Origin of the sequence: Hominisplanchenecus sp. (assembly GCF_046967715.1) — a bacterium.
GTDB classification, from domain to species: Bacteria; Bacillota; Clostridia; order Lachnospirales; family Lachnospiraceae; genus Hominisplanchenecus; species Hominisplanchenecus faecis.
In genome coordinates this window covers 1-7,699 of the sequence record NZ_JBKVNQ010000088.1, presented here as the reverse complement: position 1 = coordinate 7,699, position 7,699 = coordinate 1, and the positions used below count along the sequence as shown (strand labels likewise).

The following is a 7,699-nucleotide window of genomic DNA, read 5'->3' as shown; positions in this document are numbered from 1 at the left end:
TTATCTTAGTCGGAGATTGCACTCCCACTAAGACAAATTTGTTGCTCGCCACTTAATAGAAGTGGGAGTCTTCTCCGACTAAGATAAATCCAATCCATTGTTTTTTCATAACCCTTCTTCTCCTTATCAAATATTTTCACCGGTTTTTCTTCGGTTTTCTGTTAAATTTAAGTTTATCAGACAATCCCTGTCTTGTAAAGTTACAGCATCACACCGCTTCTATCTGTTATAGCATCATACCTGCCTGCTTCCCATCTCATAATTATCAATCAGCAGCATATTCAGTTTTTTCCACCTCTGCAGCTCCGCTTTGGTAAAGAGCAGATGCTTCCGCAGTTCTTCATTCAATTCCTGTTTTTCCAGTGCCACCAGGCATTTGAATGCACATGGCATCAGATCCGCACTGGAGATACCGCAAAGCAGCCCATCGGTATGTGTTCGAAACTCCAGCGGATTGAAAATATAAAGCAGATCTTCTTCCAGCGGATTGTACTGATTGACAAAGGAAAATCGGATCAGCATATCACTGTACAAAACGCTTCCATTATAATAACTCTCACTGCTTCTTCCATTCCCGGATACGGAACAGATAGAAAGCGTCGCACGGTAACTGCCATTCTCTTCTTTTTCGTGGATATTGATCACACCATCTTTCATACGGTTATAGCGGCCGTCATAAAAATAAAAATATAACATCTTTGCCTGGAAAAACGGACTTTTCCGGGCTGCGTATGCAGAAGAGTGATCTGCTTCTTCCTGCAGCCGTCCTATGTCTGTCAGCTGCGGGACAGACACCTGCAAAACCTGACTGATTTCATATAAAGTTTCAATATCCATTGAGATATCACCATTTTCGTATTTGCAGATCGTGGCACGGCTTTTATGGATTGCATCTGCCAGCTGCTGCAGTGTCAGATTTGCTGCTTTTCGGTATTTTCGGATCATTTTTCCGACGTGTGTATTTATGCTGCTCATTTCCTTTTCCTTTCATTGCCTGATTTTTTAAAAAAGACCCCCGATATGCTTATGGAATTTTATCCGATTTCGGTTTCTGTATCTGTACCATTGTTTCGTAAAAATATATATTTTGGATCTGTTTTATACACTTCTCCCTATTATATCTGTTTTTACTTCAAATTGTAATATGTAAAGAAACTTTTTCTTTAAAAATTTCTTTACAAGAAATTCTGTGTGTTTGATTTTGCCGACATATTTTCTTAAAATAATACAGAAAAATCTGACACAAACATCCTGCTGATTACAGAAGTGTGCGGAAAAATATGTCATGTGCTGCAAGTCTCACGTGCGTTCGGCTTGAATGTAAAGCGGACATTCACAATCCGCTTAGTGCTCTGCACACTTGAAGCGGGGGAATGCTTCTCTGCGTTCAAACAAAAAAGTAAAACGAGGTAAAGAATGAAATGAAAGAAAAAAAGAGTAACTTCAGTGGTTCGATCGGATTCGTCCTCGCCGCTGCCGGCAGTGCTGTCGGTGTGGGGAATATCTGGCGTTTTCCCTATCTATGTGCAAAGGATGGCGGCGGTCTGTTTCTGATCGTTTATCTTGCACTGGTGCTGTCTTTTGGATTTGTATTGCTGACCACTGACATCGCCATCGGCCGCCACACAAAACAAAATGCATTGAAAGCCTTCGGAACTTTAAATTCAAAATGGAAATTTCTCGGATACCTGACTTTTCTGGTTCCGGCATTGATCATGACTTACTATTCGGTTATCGGCGGATGGATTACAAAATATTTCTGCACGTATCTTGTCTCAGATGGTTCTATACTGTCACAGGACAGCTATTTTACATCCTTTATCACTTCCAAGGTTTCGCCGATCGTATTCATGCTGCTGTTTCTGGCTTTAACTGCCTGGGTTGTATACCGTGGTGTGGAAAAGGGAATCGAAAAATTTTCACGTTTCATTATGCCTGGACTGATCCTGCTGATCCTTGGCATTGCAATTTTTTCTCTGACGCTTTCGTATACCGATGCAAATGGAACGGTTCGCACCGGACTGCAGGGACTTAAAGTTTATTTATATCCGGATTTCAGTTCGCTGACCGTGAAACGTTTTCTGGGTGTGCTTCTTGATGCGATGAGCCAGTTATTTTTCTCCCTGAGTGTTTCGATGGGAATCATGGTTACTTATGGATCTTATGTGAAAGATGATGTCGATCTGAATAAATCAATCAATCAGATTGAAATCTTTGATACCGGCGTGGCATTTCTTGCAGGAATGATGATCATACCGGCTGTGTTTGTATTTCTTGGAACAGACGGAATGGCTTCCGGCCCGAGCCTGATCTTTATTTCGCTGCCAAAAGTATTCGCATCCATGGGTGCGATCGGCAGAATCATTGCCATTGCCTTCTTCCTGATGATGGGCTTTGCTGCCCTGACTTCCTGTGTATCGGTTATGGAAACTCTGGTCGCAAACTGCATGGAAATTTTCCATAAGTCACGCCAGAAAATGTGTGCTGTCATCGGAATTTATTCTCTTGTTACCGCAGTGCTGATCTGCCTCGGCTACAATGTACTTTATTTTGAAGTAAAACTTCCAAACGGAACCGTCGCACAGCTTCTGGATATCATGGATTACATAAGCAACAGCTTCCTGATGCCGTTCATCTCACTGCTGACCAGTATTCTGATCGGCTGGGTTGTAGGGCCTAAGCTGATCATTGATGAAGTAGAACGAAATGGCGAACATTTCAGACGTGCAAAACTATATTGTTTTATGATCCGCTATGCTGTACCGGTTGTGATGCTGATCCTGTTTCTTGTTTCAACCGGCATCATATAAGAATATACTGCCTGCTTCAGATAATTTATTTCAATTATGCAGAATATCCCACAGAAAAATCTGTGGGATATTTCGTATTTATATAGGAATGATGAAAAGAGATTTGTATTATTTTTTGATGGTTACTTTTTTTGCAGTACTCCATGCAGTACAGATCTGTTTGCCATTAGAGTCTTTACTGAAAGCCCTTACTCTTACATAATAGGTTTTTCCTTTTTTCAGTCTTTTGATTGTTATGCTGTTCTTTTTGATTTTTACATTTTTCGCACTCTTCATGGATTTTTTCAGGGAATACTGCACCTGATATCCTTCTGCACCAGCTACTTTTTTAACGGTAACGATTGCTTTTCCGGCTTTTTTACTCTTTACAGATTTCACAGCTGCTTTCTTTGCTGCCATTTTTGCTGCCTGAAGATCTTTCTTTGCTGCTTCTACTTCTGCTTTTGCTTTTGCAATCTCTGCATCTTTTGCTGCATTCTGTTTCTGCAGTTCTTCCAGATTTTTCTTTGCTTCTTCAAGATCCTTCTTTGCCTGATCCAGATTTTCTTTTAAAGTACGTTCTGTTGTGATCTCTGATTTATTTACTGTCTGATAATTTGTCAGATCACCGCAGAGTGCTGTGTAAGATCTTGTTGTTGTACCGTAAATTCTTGCCATATCTCTTGACTGCATAATGACTTTCAGGTTGTTGATCGCACTCTTCTGCACATCACCAAGGCAAATATTGTTGTTTTCTTTGTAAGTACCTTTATAAACAATGGTTTTTCCATCTTCGCTTACAGATGCCACATCTGTCGTAACCGGTGTTTTATAGTTTCCTGTTCCAGCCCAGAAATTTGCCTGATACTCTCTGTAAATTTCCTGTCCGTTTACCAGAATCTTTCCATCCTCACCTACACTTGCTGTGTAGTCATCTCCCAGTTTTGCTTCCGCTGTCTGTGTTCCATCCGCTGAAACTTCAAAATCGCCCCATGCTGCTGATTTATAACTGAACATATACATCAGTTCATCTTTCAAACCAATCTGTCCGTTTGCTTCAAAGGTCGGTTTTACATCTTCTGCACCTATGATAATTTCGTTTGCTTTGGATGCTCCGCCCGGCATGATCAGGTCATTTCCTGCATGCATGGATGTGGATGGGTGAGATACACCGCCGTTCCAGTCGGTCATGATCAGACCTTCAAATCCCCATTCACCGCGTGCAATATTGGTATTCATATCATAAGAGTCTGCCGCCGGAACGCCATTGATCTGGTTGTAGGATGTCATGATGGACATTGGTTTGGATTCTTTTACTGCAATTTCAAAACCTTTCAGGTAGATTTCTCTCAGTGCTCTTTCGCTTACAATGGAATCCGTTCCGGAACGGTCTGTTTCCTGATTATTTGCTGAGAAATGTTTCAGGCATGCCCCTACACCCGGCTCTTCCTGCACACCAAGTGTGATTGCAGATGCCATCGTACCGGAAATGACCGGATCTTCTGAGAAATACTCAAAGTTACGTCCGCAAAGAGGATCTCTGTGGATATTCAGGGACGGTCCAAGAAGAATTGTAATATTCATCTCTTCCAGTTCTTTTCCAAATGCTTCACCAATACGTTTCAGCAGATCCGTATCCCAGCTCTGTGCCAGAACAAAATCTACCGGCCATGCGGTACAGTACTGATAGTAAGTTGCTGTTTCTCCTGTTTCTACATTTTTTGCCTCGTATTTCTGTTTTACACGGATACCACCAGGGCCATCTGCTAAAACGATACTCGGAATACCATACTGATCATAAGTCAGCGTTTCTCCTGCTGCTCCCGGTACGGTTGCTGAGTTGGAGCCAACGATCGGAGCATTTTCATTTGCTACTCCCCAGCCGCTTCCACAGTTCAGCTTTGCCAGTTCTTCCAGACTCATCTGTGCCACAAATTCGCCCATGGTTACTTTGTTATCCACAACATCTTTTAAAGTAGCACCTTTTTTGTCTGTAACAACTTCTACTTTTTCGTAATCCTGAACTGCCTTATAGTCTGGATCTGTTGTGTAAGTAGTAACTTTTTCATCTTTATATTCAGAAACATTATTTTCTGTTTTTACTTTGGATGCATCCAGTGTAAATACCGGGGCTTCTGCCATTTCCTGCTGCTCTGTCGCATAAGTATATGGTGTTTTTCCTGCCTTGCTCCACTCGGTCAGATTTTCGCTTTCCGGAACTTCCATCTGATTGGACAGAACTTCTGTCACTGCACTCTGATTCAGTTTGATCGCTGCCGCTACTTTTGTATTTCTGGAAGAATCACCAACACGCACATAGTAGGTTCCCGGGTCAAGTATGTAAGATGCCTTTTCTTCACTATAATAAGCCATCTCATCGGTATCATAAGTCAGTGTCAGTACCTGACTTTCACCCGGTGCCAGTTCATCGGTCTTTCCATAGGCAGCCAGCTGCTGATATTCTTTTTCTGCATCTTTTGAGTCTGGTGCGGAGAAATAAACCTGTACTACTTCTTTTCCACTGTAAGTTTTTCCGGTGTTTGTAACTTCTGCTTTTACCGTCACCTTATCTTCATTTACCGATACATTCTTTACATTGATATCAAAATTTGTATAGGAAAGACCATAACCAAATTCATATGCCGGCTTGATGCCAAAGGTATCAAAATAACGGTATCCTACATAAATTCCTTCCTTGTACCATTCCTTCATACTATCACCGTCTGCTTTTGCGAACGTGGCAGATGCAGGATAGTCTGAATAATTTTCTGCCCAGGTATCTGTCAGTTTTCCGGAAGGTGTGACAGCTCCGGTTACTACATCAAGCAGTGCATTTCCGCCTTCCTGACCGCCCTGTCCCATCAGAAGCAGAGAATCCAGACCTTCTGTTTCCTCGAAGAATTTCGTGTCAATGACACCGCCTACATTCAGTACAACAATGGTATTTTCAAAAGTAGAGGCTACCTTTTTCAGATTTTCTTTTTCTACATCGCTTAACTCATAGTCACCTAATTCATATTCTACCTCATTTACTGTAACCTTTTTGGTCATTCCACGGTCGGCACCTTCACCGGCATTTCTTGAGATTACATAAACAGCAGTGTTGGTATCTTTTGCAGAAGCTGCCAGTTCTTCATCCGTGAAGGTAAGTTCCGGATAAGCAAAGGTTGCCATCGGATTGCTTGCTGCTTTTGCATTTTCTACATCGTATCCTTCTGCATATTTTTCAAGAATACTTGCCGTCGTGATATCGTAACCTGCTTTTTTGAAAGAATTATAAATGTTAATATTATATCTCTCACTCTGGTTTACATTCACATCACCGCCACCGGAAAGTCCGCCGTTAAACGGATCACCGGAACCGGTACCACCTCGGACGGTACGTACAGCTCCGCCTCCGAACAATGCCAGCTTCTTTGTCTTAATCGGAAGAGAATTATTCTTGTTTTCCAGAAGAACCATTCCCTGTGCAGCTGCTTCTCTTGCCAGTGCTGCATTTGCTTTTTCTCTTGCTGTCACTTCATTGGAAGTAGTTGCCGCAAAAGATACCGGGCATGCCGTTGCCGCCATACTGACAGCAAGAACCGTACTCAAAATACTTCTTGTTGCTTTTTTCATGTTTTGCTTTTCCTCCTTTTTCTGGAAACACCTTATTTATCCGGTGCTTTGTCTGTGCTCTCAGTATAGGAAAAACAATATGTTTTTTAAAGAAGCAGTTTTTGATTTTACGCTTCATTTTTTGATATCAGCTCTTTATACTGCGATGGAGTAATGCCTTCATAGCGTTTAAAGGCTCTTGTAAACGCCTGTGCATCGGTATAACCTACGTCAAGTGCTATATTTTTGATGCGTACATCATTTTTTAACATATCCTTTGCATGTTCCAGCCTTACTTTATGAATGTACTCCAGTACGCCATAATCTCGGAAGTTTTTAAAGCTGCGGCTTACGTGTGGTACACTGATGCCAAATTCCTGTGCCAGACTGGTAACGTTCATATTGCAGTCCTGATAATGCCCCTGAATATATTCCTGCATTTCTTCCATCCACTCCGGTTCTCGTTCTGCAGATTTATTCTGTCTGTACTGAATGATCGCCTCAAAAATTGCCCTGCTTTCTGACAGCAGCTCATGGATCGACTGGATACGAAACAGACGCTCTTCATAATTCAGTGACTGATAATAAGCTCTGTCTTCTTCATTTCCACTGATATCAAGTGTCGTGATCAGGGTTCCGATCAGACCATACATGCGATAGCGATTAATCCTCAGCTCTTTCTGATTTCTGGAAAATGCACTCTGGTAAATCTGGTTAAGCTCCCGGTATGCTCCTTCAAAATCTTCACTCTCCAGGCAATTCAGAAGTCTTCTGCTGCCTGTCATGTAAACCGAGGAATGACTGTCTTCATCCGCATCCATCATCTCACCATATACATAGACTCCGGCAGGTGCACTCGTACTCCAGAACTCCAGATACTGCATACTCTCTTCCAGAAGATGATACGCTTCTTTCATCTTTTTATAGTCACTCTGACATTCTCCGATCATGATACAGGCAGAAATATGAAACGTCCGGCTGTAAAACTGTTCTACCGTCTTTAACAGACTGCGGATTTCTTTTTCATCATGTTCCGGTTCTGAAAGATTGACAACTGCCACAAAATCTTTTTCCGGCTGCAAAAGGATTCCTGGATATTTTTCAAAAATCTGCTCTTTCAAAATATTTTCAAGCACGAAATGCTCCAGCTCTTCCGGTTTCTCCTTTTTTTCCTGATCTCTGAAAACTGCATCACCATTTTCATCAAAAGCAAACTGGATCATTATATACTTTTCTTGATCTGACAGTTTATTCAGACTTGCATATGGAAAATTTTTGACCGCACCTGTCAGATATTTTTCCAATTCCCTGCA

4 protein-coding genes are annotated in these 7,699 nt (G+C 41.7%); 1 reads left to right on the top strand and 3 read right to left on the bottom strand.

Annotation, left to right across the window (positions count from 1 at the left end; all coding sequences use genetic code 11):
* Window positions 1-234 precede the first annotated feature (234 nt).
* Window positions 235-975, bottom strand: a complete 741-nt coding sequence (locus tag ACLTL4_RS10550) for a helix-turn-helix domain-containing protein (protein ID WP_412320514.1) — start codon at window positions 973-975, stop codon at window positions 235-237.
* A 446-nt stretch (window positions 976-1,421) separates the two neighbouring features.
* On the opposite strand from ACLTL4_RS10550, the gene ACLTL4_RS10545 reads away from it, so the two are divergent.
* On the top strand, window positions 1,422-2,810 hold the full coding sequence (locus tag ACLTL4_RS10545) for a sodium-dependent transporter (RefSeq protein ID WP_412320513.1): 1,389 nt from the start codon (window positions 1,422-1,424) through the stop codon (window positions 2,808-2,810).
* A 108-nt stretch (window positions 2,811-2,918) separates the two neighbouring features.
* On the opposite strand, the gene ACLTL4_RS10540 is transcribed toward ACLTL4_RS10545, so the two are convergent.
* Together ACLTL4_RS10540 and ACLTL4_RS10535 are read right to left on the bottom strand one after the other, a co-directional pair.
* Window positions 2,919-6,407, bottom strand: a complete 3,489-nt coding sequence (locus ACLTL4_RS10540; RefSeq protein ID WP_412320512.1) for a glycoside hydrolase family 3 C-terminal domain-containing protein — start codon at window positions 6,405-6,407, stop codon at window positions 2,919-2,921.
* A 107-nt stretch (window positions 6,408-6,514) separates the two neighbouring features.
* The coding region (locus ACLTL4_RS10535) for a helix-turn-helix transcriptional regulator (RefSeq protein WP_412320511.1) at window positions 6,515-7,699 on the bottom strand (1,185 nt) is incomplete at its 5' end.

Excerpts from the sequence above, each read along its gene's own strand:
- ACLTL4_RS10550 (WP_412320514.1), bottom strand. The coding sequence starts at position 975 with ATGAGCAGCATAAATACACACGTCGGAAAAATGATCCGAAAATACCGA.
- ACLTL4_RS10545 (WP_412320513.1), top strand. The coding sequence starts at position 1,422 with ATGAAAGAAAAAAAGAGTAACTTCAGTGGTTCGATCGGATTCGTCCTC.
- ACLTL4_RS10540 (WP_412320512.1), bottom strand. The coding sequence starts at position 6,407 with ATGAAAAAAGCAACAAGAAGTATTTTGAGTACGGTTCTTGCTGTCAGT.